This window comes from Pantoea allii, assembly GCF_046529425.1.
Lineage (GTDB): Bacteria > Pseudomonadota > Gammaproteobacteria > Enterobacterales > Enterobacteriaceae > Pantoea > Pantoea allii.
This window is the reverse complement of record NZ_CP125958.1, coordinates 486,493-509,491: the sequence shown is the minus strand read 5'-3', so window position 1 is coordinate 509,491 and position 22,999 is coordinate 486,493. Positions and strand designations below refer to the sequence as shown.

Genomic DNA, 22,999 nt, shown 5'->3' with positions numbered 1-22,999 from the left:
CGATCGTCTGCGAAAAATGCGGCCTGCGAGCCGCATCCGATCAACTTCGCAGATAAGACCAGTATTTTGCTGCGAAATGCCACGAAACGGATATAATGCCCGGCTTTATTGCGATGTGACGCTTCTTTTTCACTGTGACGGGTGACAAATGGAAAGCGGCAAGGTATTTTACGCGATGCCTCAATGATTGCGGGAGATGGCAGCAAGATGGCCGATAAATTACATATTCTGCTTTTGAACGGTCCCAACCTTAACCTGTTAGGGACGCGTGAGCCTGATAAATACGGGGATGTTACCCTGGATCAGATTGTTTCCAGTCTGAGCCATCAGGCAGACCAGTTGAATGTAAGGTTAAGCCATTTGCAATCCAATGCTGAGTATCAGCTCATTGATCGCATTCATGAGGCAAAAGGCAATGTGGATTATATCATTATCAATCCTGCCGCGTTTACGCATACCAGCGTAGCAATGCGTGATGCTCTGTTAGCGGTGAACATTCCATTTATTGAAGTTCACCTGTCAAATGTGCACAGCCGCGAGCCTTTTCGCCATCACTCCTATTTTTCTGATGTCTCTGCTGGCGTCATTTGTGGGCTTGGCGCTGACGGTTACTCGTGGGCATTACAAACGGCAGTGAAGCGCCTGTCTCATACTAATTAATCAAACTGAGTACGGAACCCCATTCATGGATATTCGTAAAATTAAAAAACTGATCGAACTGGTTGAAGAATCTGGCATTTCTGAGCTGGAGATCTCCGAAGGCGAAGAGTCTGTTCGTATCAGTCGTGCACCTGCAAATACTGGTTATCCGATGATGCAACAGGCTTATGCTGCGCCCATCGCTCAGCAGCCTGCTCTGGCGAACGCCGTCGCACCTGTTGCCGCCGTCGCAGAAGCCGCGCCTGCTGAAATCAGTGGCCACATCGTACGTTCACCTATGGTAGGGACCTTCTATCGCACACCAAGCCCGGATGCGAAAGCATTTGTGGAAGTGGGCCAGAAAGTCAATGCAGGTGACACACTGTGCATTGTTGAAGCCATGAAAATGATGAACCAGATTGAAGCCGATAAATCTGGCGTAGTTAAAGCCATTCTGGTGGAAAGTGGTCAGCCGGTAGAATTTGACGAGCCACTTGTTGTCATCGAATAACGGGGCGAACCATGCTGGATAAAATTGTTATTGCTAACCGCGGTGAGATTGCGCTGCGCATTCTGCGTGCCTGTAAAGAACTGGGCATTAAGACTGTTGCGGTTCACTCAAGCGCGGATCGTGACCTTAAGCACGTGCTGCTGGCAGACGAAACAGTTTGCATCGGCCCGGCGCAGTCGGTCAAAAGTTACCTTAATATCCCGGCGCTGATTTCTGCCGCCGAGATCACCGGCGCGGTGGCGATTCACCCCGGTTACGGCTTCCTTTCTGAGAATGCCGATTTCGCCGAGCAGGTTGAACGCTCTGGCTTTATCTTTGTTGGTCCAAAAGCCGACACCATTCGCCTGATGGGCGATAAAGTGTCCGCGATTACGGCGATGAAGAAAGCCGGTGTGCCTACCGTTCCCGGCTCCGATGGCTCACTGACCGATGACATGGAAAAGAACCGTGCTTTCGCCAAGCGCATCGGCTATCCGGTCATCATCAAAGCCTCTGGCGGCGGCGGCGGTCGCGGCATGCGCGTTGTGCGCAGCGATAAAGATCTGGAACAGTCCATCAACATGACGAAAGCGGAAGCCAAAGCGGCTTTCAACAACGACATGGTTTACATGGAAAAGTATCTGGAGAATCCTCGCCACATTGAGATTCAGGTACTGGCAGACGGTCAGGGCAATGCCATCTATCTGGGCGAACGTGACTGTTCAATGCAGCGTCGTCACCAGAAAGTGGTGGAAGAAGCGCCAGCACCGGGCATCACGCCAGAATTACGTGGATTTATCGGTGAGCGTTGTACCCGCGCCTGTATTGATATCGGCTATCGCGGTGCAGGTACCTTTGAGTTCCTGTACGAAAACGGCGAGTTCTATTTCATTGAAATGAACACCCGTATTCAGGTTGAGCATCCGGTTACCGAGATGATCACGGGCGTTGACCTGATTAAAGAGCAGTTGCGCATTGCTGCGGGTCAACCGCTGTCGATTAAACAGGAAGACGTGGTCATTCGTGGTCATGCGGTCGAGTGCCGTATCAACGCAGAAGATCCGGTGAGCTTCCTGCCAAGTCCTGGTAAGATTACCCGCTTTCATGCGCCGGGTGGTTTTGGCGTACGTTGGGAGTCCCATATTTATGCCGGCTACAGCGTGCCGCCTTATTATGACTCCATGATCGGCAAGTTAATCACCTACGGTGAAACCCGTGATATCGCCATTGCACGTATGAAAAATGCCCTGGCGGAGCTGATTATCGACGGGATTAAAACCAACATCGAACTGCAGATGCGAATCATGTCCGATGAGAACTTCCAGCAGGGTGGAACCAATATCCACTATCTGGAGAAAAAGCTCGGCCTGCACGAGAAGTAATCGCAACGCTGAGTCAGTTTGAGGCCGGATATTCCGGCCTTTTTCTTTTCCCGCAGGCGTTAAGGTCACACTATGGACGCGCGTTATTTACAGGCTCACAAAGAAGCTCGCTGGTCACTCTATCTGACACTGGCATGGTTAGCCGTCTGGGGCGGTTCGGCCTGGTTAGGGGGAAATGCGATGGGCATAACCGGCTTGCCGCGCTGGTTTGAGCTCTCCTGTATTTTTGCTCCTCTGCTGTTCATTTTTTTATGCTGGATGATGGTGCGTAAGGTCTTCCGGAATATGTCGCTGGAGGATGACAATGAACACTGAAATCATTCTTCCGCTACTGGCTTATTTGGCCGTCATTGCTGGCTTGTCCGTGTTTGCGATGCGCAAACAACGCAAAGGCAACTTTCTGACCGAGTATTTCCTGGGCAGCCGCTCAATGGGCGGATTTGTCCTGGCAATGACCATCACGACCACCTATATCAGCGCCAGCTCGTTTATAGGCGGCCCGGGTGCGGCCTATAAATACGGTTTGGGCTGGGTGTTGCTGGCAATGGTGCAGGTTCCCGCGGTCTGGCTGTCGTTGGGCGTACTGGGTAAAAAGTTTGCCATTCTGGCACGCAAGCACAATGCGGTAACACTCAACGATATGCTCTATGCACGCTATGGCAGCACGCTGCTGGTCTGGTTAGCCAGCCTGAGCCTACTGATTGCCTTTGTGGGCGCGATGGCCGTGCAGTTTATTGGTGGCGCACGTCTGCTGGAAACCGCTGCCGGCATCCCTTACGATACCGGACTGCTTATTTTTGGTGGCACTATCGCACTCTATACCGCCTTTGGCGGCTTCCGTGCCAGTGTCCTCAATGATGCGATGCAGGGCATTGTGATGCTGATAGGCACCTTCTTACTGCTGTTTGCCGTCATTCATCACGCTGGCGGTATTCATTCGGCCGTAGACAAGCTGCACGCGATCGACCCCAAACTGCTGTCTCCTGAGGGCCCGGGCGATATTATTACGCCGACGTTCCTGAGCTCGTTTATTGTGCTGGTCTGCTTTGGCGTCATCGGCCTGCCCCATACGGCGGTGCGCTGTATCTCCTATAAGGACAGTAAAGCGCTGCATCGGGCCATTATTCTTGGCACCATTGTTGTTGTGCTCCTGATGCTGGGGATGCACCTGGCTGGCGCACTCGGTCGGGCGATATTACCGAATCTGACCGTGCCGGACAGCGTCATCCCCACACTGATGATCACCGTGTTACCGCCTCTGGCTGCAGGGCTGTTTTTAGCGGCACCGATGGCGGCGATTATGTCCACCATCAACGCCCAGCTGTTGCAGGCCTCCGCTACGCTGGTCAAAGACCTGTATCTGCGCATCGCCCCGCAGCAAAGTGATAATGAGCCACGCCTGCGGATTTTATCGGGAACGGTGACCTTTTTGCTCGGGATCATACTGCTTTTCGTCGCCTGGCATCCGCCAGACATGATTATCTGGCTCAACCTGCTGGCTTTTGGCGGTCTGGAAGCGGTTTTCCTCTGGCCACTGGTTCTGGGTTTATATTGGGCGCGCGCCAATGCGGTCGGTGCGCTCAGCGGCATGGTGGTGGGCGGAGGCTGCTATGCCGTTCTGGCGACCCTGGGTCTGCAACTGTTGGGTTTTCATCCCATTGTGCCTTCATTATTGTTAAGTCTGCTGGCGTTCCTGGTCGGCAACCTGTTTGGGCGTTTACCGCATGCGGTCAGCGCACCACAACACTGAATTAAGAGAGACGTTATGCCGTGGATTCAAATCAAAATTAACAGTTCTGGCGCAAACGCTGAAGAACTAAGCGATGCGTTAATGGAAACAGGTGCCGTATCTGTCACCTTCCAGGATACGCACGATACACCGGTCTATGAACCTATGCCGGGCGAAACCCGCCTGTGGGGCGATACCGACGTTATCGGGTTATTCGACGCGGAAAGCGACATGGAGGGCGTAATTGCTGAACTTTCTCAGCATCCTCTTCTTGGTGAGAATTTCCGTCACAAGATCGAACAGATCGAGGACAAAGACTGGGAACGTGAGTGGATGGCAAACTTCCATCCTATGCGTTTTGGTGAGCGCCTGTGGATCTGCCCGAGCTGGCGCGATGTGCCCGATCCGGATGCCGTCAATGTGATGCTCGATCCCGGACTTGCTTTCGGTACCGGTACTCACCCTACCACCTCGCTTTGCCTGACCTGGCTCGATGGTCTGGATCTGGCCAGTAAAACCGTGATCGATTTTGGCTGCGGTTCAGGAATACTTGCGATCGCGGCGCTTAAGCTCGGCGCGGCACAGGCGATCGGTATTGATATCGATCCTCAGGCGATCCAGGCCAGCCGTGACAATGCAGAGCGTAATGGCGTTGCCGATCGTTTATCGCTGTTCCTGCCGCACCAGCAGCCGGAAAACCTTCAGGCCGATGTTGTGGTGGCTAATATCCTTGCCGGGCCGCTACGTGAGTTGGCACCGCTTATCAGCGTGCTGCCTAAATCGGGCGGGCATCTTGGTCTATCCGGCGTGCTGGAGAGCCAGGCCGAGAGCGTCTGTGAAGCCTACGTGGCGCACTTTGCACTCGATCCTGTTGCGGTCAAGGAAGAGTGGTGTCGTATTACGGGCGTCAAAACCGCCTAGTCTTTAAGACGTTGCCCGTCACAGAAGCAGTCCTGCCAGTTCGACAGGACTGCCTGAATGTCTGTGCCGTCGGTTCCGCGTTTCGCTTACAGCCGTTACCGACAGCACCGAAGGCTGTAACACTCAGCAGCACAGCTTTTGCCGTCGCTTAAGCCGTTGCTTGTATCGTTAATCACGGTATGTGACGTTTTTTATCTGGCAAATGCCGAATCTTCGTCGGAAAAACCTTTGTTCACAAAATAAACACAAATGTTTAAACTACTGATTTATAGATAAATTAATTCATATGTCCGCGATAAGATGAGGGCGAAAGCCGTTTTCTTATGAATTGTTCAAAGTTTGGCCTTTCATCTTCCTAAAAAAATGCGTAATATACGCCGCCTTGCAGATACAGTATGGCATTACGACTTCATGCGCATTGGAAACCTCCAACTGAGAAATCGACTGATTGCAGCGCCGATGGCCGGTATTACTGACAGGCCTTTCAGAACGCTTTGTCACGAGATGGGTGCAGGAATGGCGGTTTCTGAGATGTTGTCATCGAATCCCGAAGTCTGGGCCAGTGACAAATCTCGTTTACGCATGGTGCACAGTGATGAACCCGGCATTCGTGCCGTCCAGATTGCAGGGTGCGATCCCAGTGAGATGGCCCAGGCTGCGCGTATTAATGTCGATGCTGGTGCACAGGTTATTGATATTAATATGGGTTGCCCGGCAAAAAAGGTGAACCGCAAAATGGCGGGTTCCGCCTTATTGCAGTATCCCGCAGTAGTGGAGTCTATTCTCTCTGCCGTGGTGAATGCCGTTGATGTTCCGGTAACATTAAAAATTCGTACCGGATGGGATCCAGAAAACAGAAACTGTGTCGCGATTGCCCAATTGGCTGAACGCTGTGGCATTCAGGCTTTGACGATACATGGCCGCACTCGTGCCTGCCTGTTCAACGGAGACGCTGAATACGACAGTATTCGGACAGTTAAGCAGAGTGTTTCTATTCCGATTATCGCGAATGGAGACATAACTGACCCGCATAAAGCCAGAGCAGTGCTCGACTACACCGGAGCCGATGCTCTGATGATAGGACGCGCTGCTCAGGGAAGACCGTGGATCTTCCGGGAAATCCAGCATTATCTGGACACTGGGGAGCTGCTTGCCCCGCTGCCACTGGCAGAGGTCAAGCGTTTGCTTGTTTCGCATATACGTGAGCTGCACGACTTTTACGGTTCAGGCAAGGGATACCGTATAGCGCGAAAGCACGTCTCCTGGTATCTCCAGGAACATGCCCCAAATGACCAGTTTCGGCGCACATTCAACGCCATTGAGGATGCCAGCGAACAGCTGGAGGCGTTGGAGGCATACTTCGAAAATCTTGCGTAACGAAATAAAGAGCTGAAAGAACTATGTTCGAACAACGCGTAAATTCTGACGTACTGACCGTTTCTACCGTTAACTCACAGGATCAGGTAACTCAAAAACCTTTGCGTGATTCGGTTAAACAGGCACTGAAGAACTATTTTGCTCAACTGAATGGTCAGGATGTGAGTGACCTGTATGAGCTGGTTTTGGCTGAAGTCGAGCAGCCTCTGTTGGACATGGTGATGCAGTATACCCGTGGCAACCAGACCCGTGCTGCCCTGATGATGGGTATCAACCGCGGTACGCTGCGTAAGAAACTGAAAAAATACGGCATGAACTGATTCAGTTCAGACCGTTAATCTCGCCAGCCTCAGGGCTGGCGTTTTTATTTGTGCGCTAACGCGCAAATTGTTTTAAATCCTGTGAAACAGTTGCGTCAAATATGGTAACTGTAGTTGCAGTCGCCAGCGTGATTTTTACAGGCCGTCCTTTTTAAACTGTCTCCCGCTACACGCTCATCTTTTTCTGATCGCCTGCCTTTCAACCCTGTCATAACAGCCTTTTGTGAGCCTGATTAACATTTTACGCAACACCTCAATCGCTTACAGCCACCACCTGCCATGCAGCTCACAATGTTGCTAAATAGTGAAACAATTTGCACTAAATGTGATCCCTTCGACTCGAAATGCTTCCTTTTGGTGCGTCATATTATTGCAGCCCTCCAGATGATTCAGATTATTACCCGATCTTTCAGGTGACTTCAGGATTATGCAAACCTGGCACTGGCTTTGCAAAGTCGTGGATGGCCGATCGCCACAGACAGGAACGCACATCAAAGTGCGCAATACATAACAACACAACACGACATGCCACACAGGATGCTTTATGAAAAAGATGATGCTCTCTACTCTGGTTGCTGCGGCTTCTCTGCTTGCCGTTGCTCAGCAGGCTCATGCAGGTACCACACTTGATGCGATTAAAAAGAAAGGGTTCGTTCAATGTGGTATCAGCGATGGCCTGCCGGGTTTCTCTTATGCAGATGCCAGCGGCAAATTTACCGGCCTTGATGTGGATATCTGTCGTGCAGCCGCCGCCGCCGTGTTTGGTGACGCAACAAAAGTGAAATATACCCCGCTGACCGCAAAAGAACGTTTTACCGCTTTGCAGTCAGGGGAAGTCGATATTCTTTCTCGTAACACCACCTGGACTTCATCACGTGACGGCGGCATGGGCTTCATGTTTACCGGCGTTAACTACTACGATGGCATTGGCTTCCTGACCCATAAGAAAGCCGGCCTGAAGAGTGCGAAAGAGCTGGATGGTGCGACCGTCTGTATCCAGGCTGGTACTGATACCGAGCTGAATGTGGCTGACTTCTTCAAAGCCAACAAAATGCAGTACACGCCGGTCACCTTTGACCGCTCGGATGAATCCGCCAAAGCACTGGATAGTGGCCGCTGCGATACGCTGGCATCTGACCAGTCTCAGCTGTACGCTCTGCGCATTAAATTAGGTAAACCAGATGACTTCATCGTCTTACCTGAAGTGATCTCTAAAGAGCCACTGGGCCCGGTTGTGCGTCGCGGTGATGATGACTGGTTCACCATCGTTAAATGGTCGCTTTTCGCCATGCTGAACGCAGAAGAAATGGGCATCAGCTCTAAAAACGTTGATGAGATGACGGCTAAACCTACCACACCTGATATGGCGCACCTGCTGGGCGCTGAAGGCGACTTTGGCAAAGATTTGAAGCTGGATAACAAATGGGCTTACAACATCATTAAACAGGTTGGTAACTATCAGGAAAGTTTTGATCGTAACGTCGGTAAAGACAGCCCGCTGAAAATTGCCCGTGGTCAGAATGCGCTCTGGAACAAAGGCGGCATTCAGTACGCACCACCGGTACGTTAATCACGCCTCACCCGTCGGGCACCGTTTTCTACGGTGCCCCAGCAAAGCTTTCGTTACTGAGGTTTAAACATGTCACAACGCCCAACCGTGAAAAGGGATTTTTCGTTCGGTAATCCCACGGTTCGAGCCTGGCTTTACCAGATAGTTGCGATCATTACCGTACTTGCTGTGGTGGGCTATCTCATCCACAACACCGTTATCAATCTCGCTAATCGCGGTATTACTTCCGGCTTTGGTTTTCTGGAACGCAATGCTGGTTTCGGCATTGTGCAGCATCTTATTGATTATACTGAAGGTGACACCTACGCACGCGTCTTTTTGGTGGGCCTGACTAACACGTTACTGGTGTCGGCACTCTGTATTGTTTTTGCTTCAATACTGGGGTTTTTTATTGGTCTGGCGCGTCTGTCCGATAACTGGTTACTGCGTAAAATCGCCAATATCTACATTGAAACCTTCCGCAATATTCCCCCTTTGCTGCAGATTTTCTTTTGGTACTTTGCGGTATTACGTAATCTGCCCGGTCCACGTCAGGCGCTTAACGCTTTTGATCTCGCCTTTGTCAGTAACCGCGGTCTGTACGTACCCTGGCCGACCTATGCGCCAGGCAGCTGGCCTTTTGTTATTGCCCTTGCACTGGCTGTTGTAGCGATTTACGGCCTGTTCCGTTTTAATCGTCAGCATCAGCTTAAAACCGGTCAATTACGTCGCACCTGGCCTGCCGCCATTGCGATGTTATTGGTGTTCCCTTTCATTGCACATCTGGGCTTTGGCGCAGCGATGCACTGGGATATACCTGAGTTACGCGGTTTCAACTTCAGGGGCGGCTTTGTCATGATTCCTGAACTGGCCGCCCTTACGTTGGCGCTGTCGATCTATACCTCCTCTTTTATTGCGGAAGTGATTCGCTCAGGTATCCAGGCCGTGCCCTATGGGCAGCATGAAGCGGCCCGCTCGCTGGGGCTGCCGAATCCCGTTACGCTGCGTCAGGTCATTATCCCGCAGGCCATGCGCGTAATTATTCCGCCCCTTACCAGCCAGTATCTGAATATTGTGAAGAACTCTTCACTGGCTGCTGCAATTGGTTATCCCGATATGGTGTCGTTGTTTGCCGGCACGGTGCTCAATCAGACCGGACAAGCCATTGAGACCATTGCTATCACCATGAGCGTTTACCTGATTATCAGCCTGCTGATTTCAATGTTGATGAACTTCTACAACCGCAAAATCGCGCTGGTTGAGCGTTAAGAGAACGGGATAATTATGTCTGTCACTGCACATGAAACACCGCTGATAGCCTCCTCGCCGTTGAATCGGGCATGGCGATGGGCACGCAAGAACCTGTTTTCAGGTTGGTTTAATACCTTATTGACCCTGTTCTGTATCTGGCTTATCTGGCATGTGATTCCACCTGCTCTGAACTGGCTGATCTTTGATGCGAACTGGTTTGGCACAACACGGGCTGACTGCACCAAAGAGGGCGCATGTTGGGTCTTCATTCATGCTCGCTTCGGTCAGTTTATGTATGGGCTCTATCCTCATGAACTGCGCTGGCGCATCAATCTTGCGCTGATCATTGGGCTCGCGTCTCTCGTTCCGATGTTTGTTAAACGTCTGCCTTACCGTGGGCGCTATATTGCCGCCTGGGCAGTATGTTATCCCCTCGTTGTCTGGTTTCTGTTGTATGGCGGCTTCTTAGGACTCGACCGGGTCGAAACCCGCCAATGGGGTGGGCTCACGCTGACGTTAATCATCGCGTCTGTTGGTATCTCGGGGGCATTACCTCTGGGTATTTTGCTGGCGCTGGGGCGACGCTCCCGGATGCCGGTGGTACGAACGCTGTCAGTGATTTTTATTGAGTTCTGGCGTGGCGTGCCGCTGATAACGGTGCTGTTTATGTCATCGGTTATGTTGCCGCTGTTTATGGCAGAAGGGACGACCATCGACAAACTGGTGCGCGCATTGGTTGGCGTCATTTTGTTCCAGTCGGCCTATGTGGCCGAAGTGGTACGTGGTGGGTTACAGGCGTTACCAAAAGGGCAGTTTGAAGCCGCTGAATCATTGGCGTTGGGATACTGGAAGACCCAGATGCTGGTCATCCTGCCGCAGGCATTAAAGCTGACTATTCCGGGACTGGTGAATACCATTATTGCGTTATTCAAAGATACCAGCCTGGTGATCATTATTGGTTTGTTCGATCTGTTTAGTAGCGTGCAACAGGCTACCGTCGATCCCGCCTGGTTAGGCATGTCTACTGAAGGCTATGTCTTTGCCGCGCTGGTCTACTGGATTTTCTGTTTTAGCATGTCGCGTTACAGCCAGTATCTGGAAAAACGTTTTCACACCGGGCGCAAATCGCACTGAGGTTTCTATGACACAAATAATAACTGATTCAACCAATGCGATGATTTCGCTTGAAAATGTGAACAAGTGGTACGGGCAATTTCACGTGCTGAAAGATATTAATCTGCAGGTAAAACCTCGTGAACGTATCGTGTTGTGTGGTCCCTCTGGTTCAGGTAAATCCACCACAATTCGCTGCATCAATCATCTTGAAGAGCATCAGAAGGGCCGTATTGTTGTAGATGGTATTCATTTGAATGAGGATGTGCGCAATATCGAGCGAGTTCGTACTGAGGTCGGTATGGTGTTTCAACACTTCAATCTTTTCCCTCATCTTACCGTTTTACAAAACTGTACGCTGGCACCGATGTGGGTTCGTAAGATTGCCAAAAAAGAGGCTGAAGAGCTTGCTATGCATTACCTGAAGCGGGTGCGTATTGAAGAGCATGCACATAAGTTCCCAGGTCAACTGTCTGGGGGACAGCAGCAGCGTGTCGCTATCGCACGTTCGTTATGTATGAAACCCAAGATCATGTTGTTTGACGAGCCGACATCTGCCCTGGATCCAGAGATGGTGAAAGAAGTACTCGATACGATGATTGGGCTGGCAGAAGACGGTATGACGATGTTGTGTGTGACACATGAAATGGGCTTTGCGCGTACGGTGGCCGACAGAGTGATCTTTATGGATCGCGGTGAGATCGTAGAAGTTGCGCCGCCGCAGGAGTTTTTTGCGAATCCCCGGTCAGAGCGCACCCGCGCTTTCCTGTCTCAGGTTATTCACTGACCCTGCTTCATCTCTCAGCACCTCCGTCATACGGAGGTGCTGTTCTGCCGCGCCTGACAACTGCATACAGCGCGTCTATTCCCCGTATATTCTCACTTCGCTAACGCTGATTACACAAAGCTTCAACTGCCAGAGTTGCCTGTCCGCAATCATACTTCATTGCGCCAGCGGTCCTTCTTCTGGCCGGTTACATAGCTTTTATTGGCCCTTTTACAGGTCAGGTGAGAGCCACCCGGCTGTTTTAAGTGCATCAACAGTGTTTGTGGTGACCCATATACGTTTAACAGAGACTTTTTACCGAATAACAGACGTAAAAAAGCCCTGAACTTTCGTTCAGGGCTTCTTCACTTGTTTGATGCCTGGCAGTTCCCTACTCTCGCATGGGGAGACCCCACACTACCATCGGCGCTACGGCGTTTCACTTCTGAGTTCGGCATGGGGTCAGGTGGGACCACCGCGCTACAGCCGCCAGGCAAATTCTTTATTTGCCGAACTCTAGCCATATATAACTGGTGCTGATACCCAGAGTCGAACTGGGGACCTCACCCTTACCAAGGGTGCGCTCTACCAACTGAGCCATATCAGCACGCAACAGGTACTCCCGGCACTTTTATGCTGATGCTCGGGTCTTTCAATTTGATGCCTGGCAGTTGATGAATCACGCGGTGATTCACCCTTCGGGCCGCTGCTCTGCAGCGTTCAAAAGCATTCGCTTTTGTCCTACTCTCTTTTGAGTAGAGAACTGCCCGAAGTAACGTGCAGGTTTTCAATTTGATGCCTGGCAGTTCCCTACTCTCGCATGGGGAGACCCCACACTACCATCGGCGCTACGGCGTTTCACTTCTGAGTTCGGCATGGGGTCAGGTGGGACCACCGCGCTACAGCCGCCAGGCAAATTCTTTGTGCACGAAACGACTCTTTTACGCCATGAACGCGTTGCATTCGCTCTGCCGCACCGGTCACATACTTCAGTATGCTCCCGCTGACGTCATCGCTCTGCGCCTTCTCATGCCGCAAAATCTGTCGTTTCCGCAAATTCTTTTCCGGTAAACAATGCTGAAAATTCAATCGTCTCTCAACCAAAACGCCTCTGGCGTTGTAAGGTTAAGCCTCACGGGTCATTAGTACCGGTAAGCTCAACGCATCGCTGCGCTTACACACCCGGCCTATCAACGTCGTCGTCTTCAACGTCCCTTCAGGACCCTTAAAGGGTCAGGGAGAACTCATCTCGGGGCAAGTTTCGTGCTTAGATGCTTTCAGCACTTATCTTTTCCGCACTTAGCTACCGGGCAGTGCCACTGGCGTGACAACCCGGACACCAGCGGTGCGTTCACTCCGGTCCTCTCGTACTAGGAGCAACCCCCCTCAATTCTCCAGCGCCCACGGCAGATAGGGACCGAACTGTCTCACGACGTTCTAAACCCAGCTCGCGTACCACTTTAAACGGCGAACAGCCGTACCCTTGGGACCTACTTCAGCCCCAGGATGTGATGAGCCGACATCGAGGTGCCAAACACCGCCGTCGATATGAACTCTTGGGCGGTATCAGCCTGTTATCCCCGGAGTACCTTTTATCCGTTGAGCGATGGCCCTTCCATTCAGAACCACCGGATCACTATGACCTGCTTTCGCACCTGCTCGAGCCGTCACTCTCGCAGTCAAGCTGGCTTATGCCATTGCACTAACCTCCTGATGTCCGACCAGGATTAGCCAACCTTCGTGCTCCTCCGTTACTCTTTAGGAGGAGACCGCCCCAGTCAAACTACCCACCAGACACTGTCCGCAGCCCGGATTACGGGCTTACGTTAGAACACCAAACATTAAAGGGTGGTATTTCAAGGATGGCTCCACGCAGACTGGCGTCCACGCTTCAAAGCCTCCCACCTATCCTACACATCAAGGCTCAGTGTTCAGTGTCAAGCTGTAGTAAAGGTTCACGGGGTCTTTCCGTCTTGCCGCGGGTACACTGCATCTTCACAGCGATTTCAATTTCACTGAGTCTCGGGTGGAGACAGCCTGGCCATCATTACGCCATTCGTGCAGGTCGGAACTTACCCGACAAGGAATTTCGCTACCTTAGGACCGTTATAGTTACGGCCGCCGTTTACCGGGGCTTCGATCAAGAGCTTCAGCTTGCGCTTAACCCCATCAATTAACCTTCCGGCACCGGGCAGGCGTCACACCGTATACGTCCACTTTCGTGTTTGCACAGTGCTGTGTTTTTAATAAACAGTTGCAGCCAGCTGGTATCTTCGACTGCCTTCGGCTCCGTCAGCAAGTGACTTCACCTGGTGGCAGCGTGCCTTCTCCCGAAGTTACGGCACCATTTTGCCTAGTTCCTTCACCCGAGTTCTCTCAAGCGCCTTGGTATTCTCTACCTGACCACCTGTGTCGGTTTGGGGTACGATTTTGTGTTACCTGATGCTTAGAGGCTTTTCCTGGAAGCAGGGCATTTATCACTTCAGCACCGTAGTGCCTCGTCGTCACGCCTCAGTGTAAAGTGAACCGGATTTGCCTGGAACACACACCTACACGCTTAAACCGGGACAACCGTCGCCCGGCTGATATAGCCTTCTCCGTCCCCCCTTCGCAGTAACACCAAGTACAGGAATATTAACCTGTTTCCCATCGACTACGCCTTTCGGCCTCGCCTTAGGGGTCGACTCACCCTGCTCCGATTAACGTTGAACAGGAACCCTTGGTCTTCCGGCGACAAGGTTTTTCACCTTGTTTATCGTTACTTATGTCAGCATTCGCACTTCTGATACCTCCAGCATGCCTCACAGCACACCTTCAACGGCTTACAGAACGCTCCCCTACCCAACAACACATAGTGTCGCTGCCGCAGCTTCGGTGCATGGTTTAGCCCCGTTACATCTTCCGCGCAGGCCGACTCGACCAGTGAGCTATTACGCTTTCTTTAAATGATGGCTGCTTCTAAGCCAACATCCTGGCTGTCTGTGCCTTCCCACATCGTTTCCCACTTAACCATGACTTTGGGACCTTAGCTGGCGGTCTGGGTTGTTTCCCTCTTCACGACGGACGTTAGCACCCGCCGTGTGTCTCCCGTGATAACATTCTCCGGTATTCGCAGTTTGCATCGGGTTGGTAAGCCGGGATGGCCCCCTAGCCGAAACAGTGCTCTACCCCCGGAGATGAGTTCACGAGGCGCTACCTAAATAGCTTTCGGGGAGAACCAGCTATCTCCCGGTTTGATTGGCCTTTCACCCCCAGCCACAGGTCATCCGCTAATTTTTCAACATTAGTCGGTTCGGTCCTCCAGTTAGTGTTACCCAACCTTCAACCTGCCCATGGCTAGATCACCGGGTTTCGGGTCTATACCCTGCAACTTAACGCCCAGTTAAGACTCGGTTTCCCTGCGGCTCCCCTATACGGTTAACCTTGCTACAGAATATAAGTCGCTGACCCATTATACAAAAGGTACGCAGTCACCCCCGTTAAGAAGGCTCCCACTGCTTGTACGTACACGGTTTCAGGTTCTGTTTCACTCCCCTCGCCGGGGTTCTTTTCGCCTTTCCCTCACGGTACTGGTTCACTATCGGTCAGTCAGGAGTATTTAGCCTTGGAGGATGGTCCCCCCATATTCAGACAGGATACCACGTGTCCCGCCTTACTCATCGAACTCACAACCTGTGCACCTTTGTGTACGGGAGTATCACCCTGTACCCTGCGACTTTCCAGACGCTTCCACTGATGCACAAGCTGATGATGGTTCTGGGCTCCTCCCCGTTCGCTCGCCGCTACTGGGGGAATCTCGGTTGATTTCTTTTCCTCGGGGTACTTAGATGTTTCAGTTCCCCCGGTTCGCCTCATGCAGCTATGTATTCACTGCATGATAGTGTGACGAGTCACACTGGGTTTCCCCATTCGGGTATCGCCGGTTATTGCGGTTCATATCACCTTACCGGCGCTTATCGCAGATTAGCACGCCCTTCATCGCCTCTGACTGCCAGGGCATCCACCGTGTACGCTTAGTCGCTTAACCTCACAACCCACAGGCGTTTTACGCTGCGTGTCATGAGCTTTTGAGAGACTCGATCACACGTCATCATTCTTTATTACGGAAGAATGCGACCATGTGTCGTTTCAAATTTTCAGCTTGTTCCGGATTGTTAAAGAGCAATATCTTAAACACGACTCGTAAGTCATCTTTAAGATATGTGGGCAACACCTTTCACCTGTCACCAAGCAAGTGGCGTCCCCTAGGGGATTCGAACCCCTGTTACCGCCGTGAAAGGGCGGTGTCCTGGGCCTCTAGACGAAGGGGACGTGAAATACTTGTGCAACAGACACGGGTAATTTCACGTGAAGGTGAGATTATATAATCAGGCGACAATAGTTATTGTTACCGCACCCCAACGCGTAGACGCTTTGCTCATTACTTTTCTATCAGACAATCTGTGTGAGCACTTCGCGGGAAAGTATCTTCAGGTAAGGAGGTGATCCAACCGCAGGTTCCCCTACGGTTACCTTGTTACGACTTCACCCCAGTCATGAATCACAAAGTGGTAAGCGCCCTCCCGAAGGTTAAGCTACCTACTTCTTTTGCAACCCACTCCCATGGTGTGACGGGCGGTGTGTACAAGGCCCGGGAACGTATTCACCGTGGCATTCTGATCCACGATTACTAGCGATTCCGACTTCACGGAGTCGAGTTGCAGACTCCGATCCGGACTACGACGCACTTTATGAGGTCCGCTTGCTCTCGCGAGGTCGCTTCTCTTTGTATGCGCCATTGTAGCACGTGTGTAGCCCTACTCGTAAGGGCCATGATGACTTGACGTCATCCCCACCTTCCTCCGGTTTATCACCGGCAGTCTCCTTTGAGTTCCCGACCGAATCGCTGGCAACAAAGGATAAGGGTTGCGCTCGTTGCGGGACTTAACCCAACATTTCACAACACGAGCTGACGACAGCCATGCAGCACCTGTCTCACGGTTCCCGAAGGCACTAAGGCATCTCTGCCGAATTCCGTGGATGTCAAGAGTAGGTAAGGTTCTTCGCGTTGCATCGAATTAAACCACATGCTCCACCGCTTGTGCGGGCCCCCGTCAATTCATTTGAGTTTTAACCTTGCGGCCGTACTCCCCAGGCGGTCGACTTAACGCGTTAGCTCCGGAAGCCACTCCTCAAGGGAACAACCTCCAAGTCGACATCGTTTACGGCGTGGACTACCAGGGTATCTAATCCTGTTTGCTCCCCACGCTTTCGCACCTGAGCGTCAGTCTTCGTCCAGGGGGCCGCCTTCGCCACCGGTATTCCTCCAGATCTCTACGCATTTCACCGCTACACCTGGAATTCTACCCCCCTCTACGAGACTCAAGCCTGCCAGTTTCAAATGCAGTTCCCAGGTTAAGCCCGGGGATTTCACATCTGACTTAACAGACCGCCTGCGTGCGCTTTACGCCCAGTAATTCCGATTAACGCTTGCACCCTCCGTATTACCGCGGCTGCTGGCACGGAGTTAGCCGGTGCTTCTTCTGCGGGTAACGTCAATCACTGCGGTTATTAACCACAATGCCTTCCTCCCCGCTGAAAGTACTTTACAACCCGAAGGCCTTCTTCATACACGCGGCATGGCTGCATCAGGCTTGCGCCCATTGTGCAATATTCCCCACTGCTGCCTCCCGTAGGAGTCTGGACCGTGTCTCAGTTCCAGTGTGGCTGGTCATCCTCTCAGACCAGCTAGGGATCGTCGCCTAGGTGGGCCGTTACCCCGCCTACTAGCTAATCCCATCTGGGTTCATCCGATAGTGAGAGGCCCGAAGGTCCCCCTCTTTGGTCTTGCGACGTTATGCGGTATTAGCCACCGTTTCCAGTGGTTATCCCCCTCTATCGGGCAGATCCCCAGACATTACTCACCCGTCCGCCACTCGTCACCCGAGAGCAAGCTCTCTGTGCTACCGTCCGACTTGCATGTGTTAGGCCTGCCGCCAGCGTTCAATCTGAGCCATGATCAAACTCTTCAATTTAAGTTTGATTTGCTGAAACCAGTTCAGCGGTGCTCATCTGTAAAACGTCATAATGAATTTCATTATGTGTTCACTCGTGAGACTTGATATTTTTTACGTCCGGAGACGCTGATATCAATCCTGCGAGTGCCCACACAGATTGTCTGATAAATTGTTAAAGAGCAGTGCGAACAGCGGGTTAACCGCCTGTCGCGAGGTGGCGTATATTACGCTTTCCTCCTTCAGAGTCAACTTCTTTTTCAGAAGTTTTTCTCCGGCGGCTCAGTTTCCCGAACCTCCCGACACCGCATTCCGTAAGCCGTTGTGCCGTGTCAGTGGAGGCGCATTATAGGGATCCGAATAAATTGCACAACCCTTTTTTTGGATCTTTTTTCTGACTGTCGAGAAAACATTCATATTGGTTAGATCGCCAACGATCCGGGGCAAAATCCCCTTGCCAGCAGGTCAGAATCACAGCAGGCTGCCGGTAAACTCAGTAAAGGAGAATACAATGACTGTAGCATTACGCCCTTATAAACATCTTTTCCCGCAGTTGGGTCTGCGCGTCATGGTTGATTCCACAAGCGTAGTGGTGGGCGACGTCATTATCGAAGATGATGTAGGTATCTGGCCTTTAGTGGCTATTCGTGGTGATGTGAATCAGGTTCGCATCGGTGCCCGTACCAATATTCAGGATGGCAGCGTACTTCATGTAACCCATAAGTCTGATGCCAATCCAGCAGGTTTTCCACTGGTTATCGGTCAGGATGTTACCGTTGGGCATAAGGCGATGCTGCATGGCTGCACCATCGGTAATCGCGTGCTGGTTGGGATGGGTTCAATCGTGCTGGATGGCGTGATTGTTGAAGATGATGTTCTGATTGGTGCCGGGAGTCTGGTCCCGCCGGGTAAGAGACTGGAAAGCGGTTATCTTTATGTAGGGAGCCCGGTAAAACAAATTCGACCGCTGAATGAAAAAGAAATTGAAGGATTGCTCTACTCTGCCCGCAACTATGTTAGCTGGAAGAACGACTATCTGGCAGGCGACAGCCAGACCCATCCTTCATTATCTACCTGATCGTTACGGATACAGTCTTCAGCCACATCTTCCAGATCCCAGCGATGGTCACGAAACAGGGCCATCGCGTCTCCCTCCCCGAACTGCTGGTGTAACGCATCCACGCTGATAGCACAGGTCAGTCCCATGCCATTAACCAAAACGGGAAAACAAACAGCCTTTAATGTGACATCCAGCGTTTCACGGTCTGGAAACTGGATAGCCTGATTCATGACTGTATCTCGGCTTTTAAGGACGCAATGACAGGCGCAATCTCCGGCATGATGCCATGCCACAGATGAAAGGCATGCGCGGCCTGACCCACCAGCATGCCTAACCCATCAGCCAGATGAGATGAACCCTGCTGGTGACACCAGCGCAAAAAAGCGGTCAATCCATTCTGGTAGAACATGTCATAACAGCGTAAATCCGCATGAATTAATGAAGACGATAACGGTGGCACATCGCCATTGATGCCGCTCGACGTTGCGTTAATCAGCAAATCAAAATGTTTACCTTCAAGCTCCTCAAAAGAAAGGGCACTCACCGCCCCACGGTGCGCAAACGTCTTTGCCATGCTCTGGGCATTAGCAGCCGTACGGTTTACCACCGTAATTGACGTGCCCAGCGAAAGCAGAGGAAGGATGACGCCACGTGCCGCCCCTCCCGCCCCCACCAGTAAAATATGATCGCCAGGTTTGATCATCGACAGACGCTGCAGATCGCTGACTAAACCGATGCCATCCGTATTATCGCCAAGAATCTGACCATCCTGGCATTTCTTCAACGTGTTGACGGCACCAGAGAGAGAGGCACGTTCGGTGAGCTGGTCTGCATATTCCCAGGCCTGTTGTTTAAAAGGTAACGTGATATTAGCGCCTGCCCCACCCTGAGAGAAAAAAGTGGTGATAGCCTGGGGAAAGGCATCGACAGGCGCTTCAATACGATCGTATTGAAGCGCAATACCCGTTTGCCTGGCAAAGGCCTGATGAATTTGCGGGGATTTGCTGTGACTGATCGGATGTCCGAAAACTGCAAAATATGCCATCTGCTAGCCCTGCCGTATCTGGTTGCCGCTAACCACGTCACGGATCTCAGAAGGGTTTAGCCTTCCTCCCGTCTCTCCATTGAGTACGGGAAACGCAGCACCAAACTGCAGTTTAACCTCTTCTACTGAACGGCAAGGTGGCTGACCAGAAAGATTCGCGCTGGTTGAAACCAGAGGTTTACCAAACGCCCGGCACAACGCCTGAACGTCAGGATGGTCGCTGACGCGAATAGCCAGGGAATCAAACTGTCCGGTTAACCAACGTGGCGTTTGCGGTGCTGCTGGCACAACAAAGGTGACCGGGCCTGGCCAGCAGGCAAACATACGTTCACGCTGCATCGCCGTTAAGACATGATCGGAGACGTAGGGCATAAGCTGGCCGTAATCGGCCGCTATCAGAATCAACCCTTTTTCCACTGGGCGTCTTTTCAATGCCAGCAGAGCCATCACTGCCGATTCATCGTCGGGGTCGCAGCCCAGGCCGAATACCGCTTCAGTGGGATAAGCAATCACGGCATGTTGCTTCAGATGGTTCACACAATCCTGTAGTGAGCCGGAAACTGGTTGATTTTGCATGGTTATGTCTTACGTCTCTTCAGTGATAGCTTTGCCACAACTTTTACTGGCGCAAAAAAGCCGGGTGCCCTGCGCCGTCTTTTTTTCAACTAAAAGCGGAAATTCACAATGCGGACAGCGTCCAGCGACTGGCGTCAGATTAACGGCAAACTGGCAGGCTGGATAGCGGTCACAGGAATGGAAGGTTTTGCCAAAACGCGATCGCCGCTGTACCAGTTTACCTTGCTGACACTGCGGGCAGTCGATGGTTGTCTCATCAGGTTTATCGATCGTTTCCGTGTAATCACACGCTGGATAGTCGCTACAGCCAATAAACATGCCAAAACGGCCCTGACGTAACACTTTATCAGCACCACATTGCGGGCAAGCATGACCTTCCAGAACTTTTACTACATGTCCGTCGGCCTGGTTTCCCAGGGGCCGGATGTAGTCGCAGGCAGGGTAGTTTGCACAGCCCAAAAAAGGGCCGTGTTTTCCTGAACGTATAACAAGTTCTGCCCCGCAAGCGGGGCAGGGGTCCTGTTTACGCGCAGTAAAGAGTGCGGTTTTACTCATAACGATAATGCATCAGTGAAAATTTAATGCAGCATACCTTCGTTGACGTCGAATAACAGTTCTTCCATTTGTTGATAGGCGTTTTCACATCCTGGGATGTTAAACAACACCATCAACACCACCCATTTAAGATCCTCAAGATCGAAATCAAGAGTATCAAGCGCCATGACACGTTCAATGACCATTTCTCGTGTTTCCAGACTCAAGACCTGGATTTGCTCCAGGAAAAGCAGGAAACCGCGGCTTTCGGCATCTAAACGCTTGCTCTCTTCATCTGTATAGATGCGCATGGAGAGCGGATCATTTGCCAGTAAAATTGGGGCGACCAGACCTTCCTGGTAGTCTGCCAATTTTTCTAACCAGTTCAACGCGTTATAGATATCTTCGCGATGAAAACCGGCATCCGTCAAGTCATCTGTCAATCTGTCCTGATCAACACCCATTTCTGCTTCGTTGTGGATATAGGTCTCAAACAAGTACATGAGTACGTCGAACATGGCATGCCCTCCTCAATCGGACATAGCCGCCGGGTACAGCTGCGATCCATCCTGCTAACTCCAGTTCCAGCAATTGAGCTGTAATAACTGGCACAGGTTGGCCGGCACGTTCAGCGACAACGTCAACAGGTGTAACCTCATCACCTACGTTAGCCAACAGCTCGGCAAATGGCAATGGAGCATCGTCACTGGCATCAGAATAAATTTCGTCTGATTGTGTAACAGGTAACCAGTTAAGCATAGCGCGTAAATCTTCAATGATGTTATTAGGATGTGCCACCAGCATCGCGCCCTGTTGAATCAGCCAGTTTGTTCCCTCACTGCCGCTGTTTCCTAATGCGCCGGGCAAGGCATAAACCGCGCGATTTTGCTCTAATGCATAACGGGCTGTGACTAATGAACCACTCTTTAATGACGCTTCTATGACTAAAACGCCCTGGCTCAGCCCACTGATAATACGGTTTCTGCGTGGAAAACGATGTGCCAGCGGTACGGCATCCAGCGGAAACTCAGATACCACGGCGCCGCCCTGCCCGACAATCTCCTGCGCCAATGCACCATGCTTTTTGGGATAAAGATGCTCCAGTCCGCTGCCCAGCACCGCAACGGTTTTCCCCTGAACCCTCAGCGCGGCGCGATGCGCAACGCCATCGATACCAATCGCCAGGCCGCTGGTGATAGTAAAGCCACTTAGCGATAACTGTTGAGTAAACCAGTCACACCAGTAGCGGCCAGAGTGGGAACATTGACGGCTGCCGACCACCGCTAACTGCGGTGCCCCCAACACGGCGGGGTCGCCTTTCACATACAGCAGCGGAGGAAAACAGGCCGTTTCAGCCAGTTGAGCGGGATAAAGCGGATCAAGTGCGGTAATCAGATGGTGCAACGGGTTCGTTGCCAGCCACGTCTTAACTGTCGCCAGCCAACGGGGGGAGATATGATGGTAATAGTGGCGTTGTGGAGCCTCAAACCCGTTCAGAGTTAACACATCATCAACATCTTTGCCTTCAGACAGTTGCTGTGCCGCGCTTAACCAGCGCCTGCCCGTTATGCCCGGAATGGCGGCCAGCCGCAGTAACTGCTCCCTTTTTTGCATCTTTACAGCCTCCTGATAACCGTTGCTTCCCTCCGCAGAATGCTGTCAATCAGGTGCTAAAAAGTCTACAATATGGGGCAGTAATCTTTCCCTTTTAGAATATATATCTGGATATTTATGTCAGTTTTACAGGTATTACATTTTCCTGACGAGCGCCTGCGCAAAATTGCCGCGCCTGTTAAAGAAGTTAACGCGGACGTTCAGCGTATCGTTGATGATATGTTCGAAACCATGTATTCCGAAGAAGGTATCGGCCTGGCTGCCACGCAGGTGGACATTCACCAGCGCATCATTGTGATTGATGTATCAGAGAACCGCGATGAGCGTCTGGTATTAATTAATCCTGAGCTTCTGGAAAAAAGCGGTGAAACAGGTATTGAAGAAGGCTGTCTGTCCATTCCTGAGCAACGCGCTTTTGTGCCACGTGCTGAGCGGGTAAAAGTCCGTGCGTTAGATCGTGACGGTAAAAGTTTCGAACTTGAAACCGGTGATCTGCTGGCTATCTGTATTCAACACGAAATCGACCATCTCGATGGCAAACTGTTTATTGATTATCTTTCGCCTTTAAAGCGTCAGCGCATCAAAACTAAGTTAGAAAAACTGGCGCGACAAAACGCCCAGGCTTCCTGAGATCTGAAAA

At 51.6% G+C, this 22,999-nt stretch carries 20 protein-coding genes, 2 tRNA genes and 4 rRNA genes; 14 read left to right on the top strand and 12 right to left on the bottom strand.

All coding sequences use genetic code 11. The features are described from left to right. The first annotated feature begins 207 nt into the window (after nt 1-207). The 12 genes from aroQ to QNH99_RS02405 all read left to right on the top strand — a co-directional run bounded on the left by aroQ (nt 208) and on the right by QNH99_RS02405 (nt 11,558). Nucleotides 208-660, top strand: coding sequence for a type II 3-dehydroquinate dehydratase (aroQ, locus tag QNH99_RS02460; RefSeq protein WP_063881046.1), 453 nt, complete (start codon nt 208-210; stop codon nt 658-660). Nucleotides 661-685: 25 nt separating this feature from the next. After that, a complete protein-coding gene (gene accB / locus QNH99_RS02455; RefSeq protein ID WP_096011267.1) occupies nt 686-1,150 on the top strand; it encodes an acetyl-CoA carboxylase biotin carboxyl carrier protein in 465 nt (154 codons plus the stop codon). A gap of 11 nt (nt 1,151-1,161) precedes the next feature. After that, complete coding sequence (gene accC / locus QNH99_RS02450; protein WP_096011268.1) at nt 1,162-2,511, top strand: acetyl-CoA carboxylase biotin carboxylase subunit; 1,350 nt, start codon at nt 1,162-1,164, stop codon at nt 2,509-2,511. Nucleotides 2,512-2,583: 72 nt separating this feature from the next. Next, a complete protein-coding gene (locus QNH99_RS02445) occupies nt 2,584-2,826 on the top strand; it encodes a YhdT family protein (RefSeq protein WP_063877440.1) in 243 nt (80 codons plus the stop codon). Then, on the top strand, nt 2,816-4,261 hold the full coding sequence (panF, locus tag QNH99_RS02440) for a sodium/pantothenate symporter (protein WP_283378261.1): 1,446 nt from the start codon (nt 2,816-2,818) through the stop codon (nt 4,259-4,261). The genes QNH99_RS02445 and panF overlap by 11 nt, the downstream gene beginning before the upstream one ends. Nucleotides 4,262-4,276: 15 nt before the next feature. Further along, on the top strand, nt 4,277-5,161 hold the full coding sequence (gene prmA / locus QNH99_RS02435) for a 50S ribosomal protein L11 methyltransferase (RefSeq protein ID WP_410517252.1): 885 nt from the start codon (nt 4,277-4,279) through the stop codon (nt 5,159-5,161). A 411-nt stretch (nt 5,162-5,572) separates the two neighbouring features. Beyond that, on the top strand, nt 5,573-6,538 hold the full coding sequence (gene dusB, locus QNH99_RS02430) for a tRNA dihydrouridine synthase DusB (protein ID WP_283350675.1): 966 nt from the start codon (nt 5,573-5,575) through the stop codon (nt 6,536-6,538). Nucleotides 6,539-6,561: 23 nt separating this feature from the next. Beyond that, nucleotides 6,562-6,858, top strand: a complete 297-nt coding sequence (gene fis, locus QNH99_RS02425; RefSeq protein WP_003855228.1) for a DNA-binding transcriptional regulator Fis — start codon at nt 6,562-6,564, stop codon at nt 6,856-6,858. A gap of 544 nt (nt 6,859-7,402) precedes the next feature. After that, nucleotides 7,403-8,428, top strand: coding sequence for an amino acid ABC transporter substrate-binding protein (locus QNH99_RS02420; protein ID WP_063877444.1), 1,026 nt, complete (start codon nt 7,403-7,405; stop codon nt 8,426-8,428). A gap of 69 nt (nt 8,429-8,497) precedes the next feature. After that, nucleotides 8,498-9,676, top strand: coding sequence for an amino acid ABC transporter permease (locus QNH99_RS02415; RefSeq protein ID WP_063877445.1), 1,179 nt, complete (start codon nt 8,498-8,500; stop codon nt 9,674-9,676). Nucleotides 9,677-9,691: 15 nt separating this feature from the next. Further along, on the top strand, nt 9,692-10,792 hold the full coding sequence (locus QNH99_RS02410; RefSeq protein ID WP_410517251.1) for an amino acid ABC transporter permease: 1,101 nt from the start codon (nt 9,692-9,694) through the stop codon (nt 10,790-10,792). A gap of 7 nt (nt 10,793-10,799) precedes the next feature. After that, nucleotides 10,800-11,558: an amino acid ABC transporter ATP-binding protein gene (locus QNH99_RS02405; RefSeq protein WP_063877447.1), complete on the top strand. Its 759-nt coding sequence runs from the start codon at nt 10,800-10,802 to the stop codon at nt 11,556-11,558. Nucleotides 11,559-11,915: 357 nt separating this feature from the next. Here QNH99_RS02405 and rrf (QNH99_RS02400) read toward each other — a convergent pair. From rrf (QNH99_RS02400) to QNH99_RS02375, 6 genes are all read right to left on the bottom strand, one after another. Then, nucleotides 11,916-12,031 (bottom strand): 5S ribosomal RNA (rrf, locus tag QNH99_RS02400). 37 nt (nt 12,032-12,068) lie between these two features. Continuing rightward, nucleotides 12,069-12,144, bottom strand: a tRNA-Thr gene (locus QNH99_RS02395). A 190-nt stretch (nt 12,145-12,334) separates the two neighbouring features. Further along, a 5S ribosomal RNA gene (gene rrf / locus QNH99_RS02390) occupies nt 12,335-12,450 on the bottom strand. 208 nt (nt 12,451-12,658) lie between these two features. Further along, a 23S ribosomal RNA gene (locus tag QNH99_RS02385) occupies nt 12,659-15,564 on the bottom strand. Nucleotides 15,565-15,772: 208 nt separating this feature from the next. After that, a tRNA-Glu gene (locus QNH99_RS02380) sits at nt 15,773-15,848 on the bottom strand. 163 nt (nt 15,849-16,011) lie between these two features. After that, a 16S ribosomal RNA gene (locus QNH99_RS02375) occupies nt 16,012-17,551 on the bottom strand. The 16S, 23S and 5S rRNA genes sit together here with 2 tRNA genes alongside, the layout of an rRNA operon. Nucleotides 17,552-18,041: 490 nt before the next feature. On the opposite strand from QNH99_RS02375, the gene QNH99_RS02370 reads away from it, so the two are divergent. Continuing rightward, nucleotides 18,042-18,608, top strand: coding sequence for a gamma carbonic anhydrase family protein (locus QNH99_RS02370; protein WP_063877448.1), 567 nt, complete (start codon nt 18,042-18,044; stop codon nt 18,606-18,608). On the opposite strand, the gene QNH99_RS02365 is transcribed toward QNH99_RS02370, so the two are convergent. Genes QNH99_RS02365 through dprA form a run of 6 tightly spaced genes read right to left on the bottom strand, consistent with a single transcriptional unit; the run spans nt 18,563 to nt 22,359 of the window. Next, a complete protein-coding gene (locus QNH99_RS02365) occupies nt 18,563-18,820 on the bottom strand; it encodes a DUF1488 domain-containing protein (protein ID WP_145395234.1) in 258 nt (85 codons plus the stop codon). The genes QNH99_RS02370 and QNH99_RS02365 overlap by 46 nt on opposite strands. Beyond that, nucleotides 18,817-19,635, bottom strand: coding sequence for a shikimate dehydrogenase (aroE, locus tag QNH99_RS02360; RefSeq protein ID WP_096012589.1), 819 nt, complete (start codon nt 19,633-19,635; stop codon nt 18,817-18,819). Before aroE ends, QNH99_RS02365 begins: the two co-directional genes overlap by 4 nt. Nucleotides 19,636-19,638: 3 nt before the next feature. Continuing rightward, the gene (gene tsaC, locus QNH99_RS02355; protein ID WP_096012590.1) at nt 19,639-20,211 is read right to left on the bottom strand and encodes an L-threonylcarbamoyladenylate synthase type 1 TsaC; all 573 of its coding nucleotides are present in this window, start codon (nt 20,209-20,211) and stop codon (nt 19,639-19,641) included. 9 nt (nt 20,212-20,220) lie between these two features. After that, nucleotides 20,221-20,766, bottom strand: coding sequence for a type I DNA topoisomerase (locus QNH99_RS02350; protein WP_096012591.1), 546 nt, complete (start codon nt 20,764-20,766; stop codon nt 20,221-20,223). Nucleotides 20,767-20,789: 23 nt separating this feature from the next. Continuing rightward, on the bottom strand, nt 20,790-21,263 hold the full coding sequence (gene smg / locus QNH99_RS02345) for a DUF494 family protein Smg (RefSeq protein WP_013027451.1): 474 nt from the start codon (nt 21,261-21,263) through the stop codon (nt 20,790-20,792). Next, nucleotides 21,235-22,359: a DNA-protecting protein DprA gene (gene dprA, locus QNH99_RS02340; RefSeq protein WP_410517250.1), complete on the bottom strand. Its 1,125-nt coding sequence runs from the start codon at nt 22,357-22,359 to the stop codon at nt 21,235-21,237. Before dprA ends, smg begins: the two co-directional genes overlap by 29 nt. Before the next feature lie 117 nt (nt 22,360-22,476). Between dprA and def the strand changes: the two genes are divergently transcribed. Next, the gene (gene def, locus QNH99_RS02335; protein ID WP_063877454.1) at nt 22,477-22,989 is read left to right on the top strand and encodes a peptide deformylase; all 513 of its coding nucleotides are present in this window, start codon (nt 22,477-22,479) and stop codon (nt 22,987-22,989) included. Nucleotides 22,990-22,999: the final 10 nt, after the last annotated feature.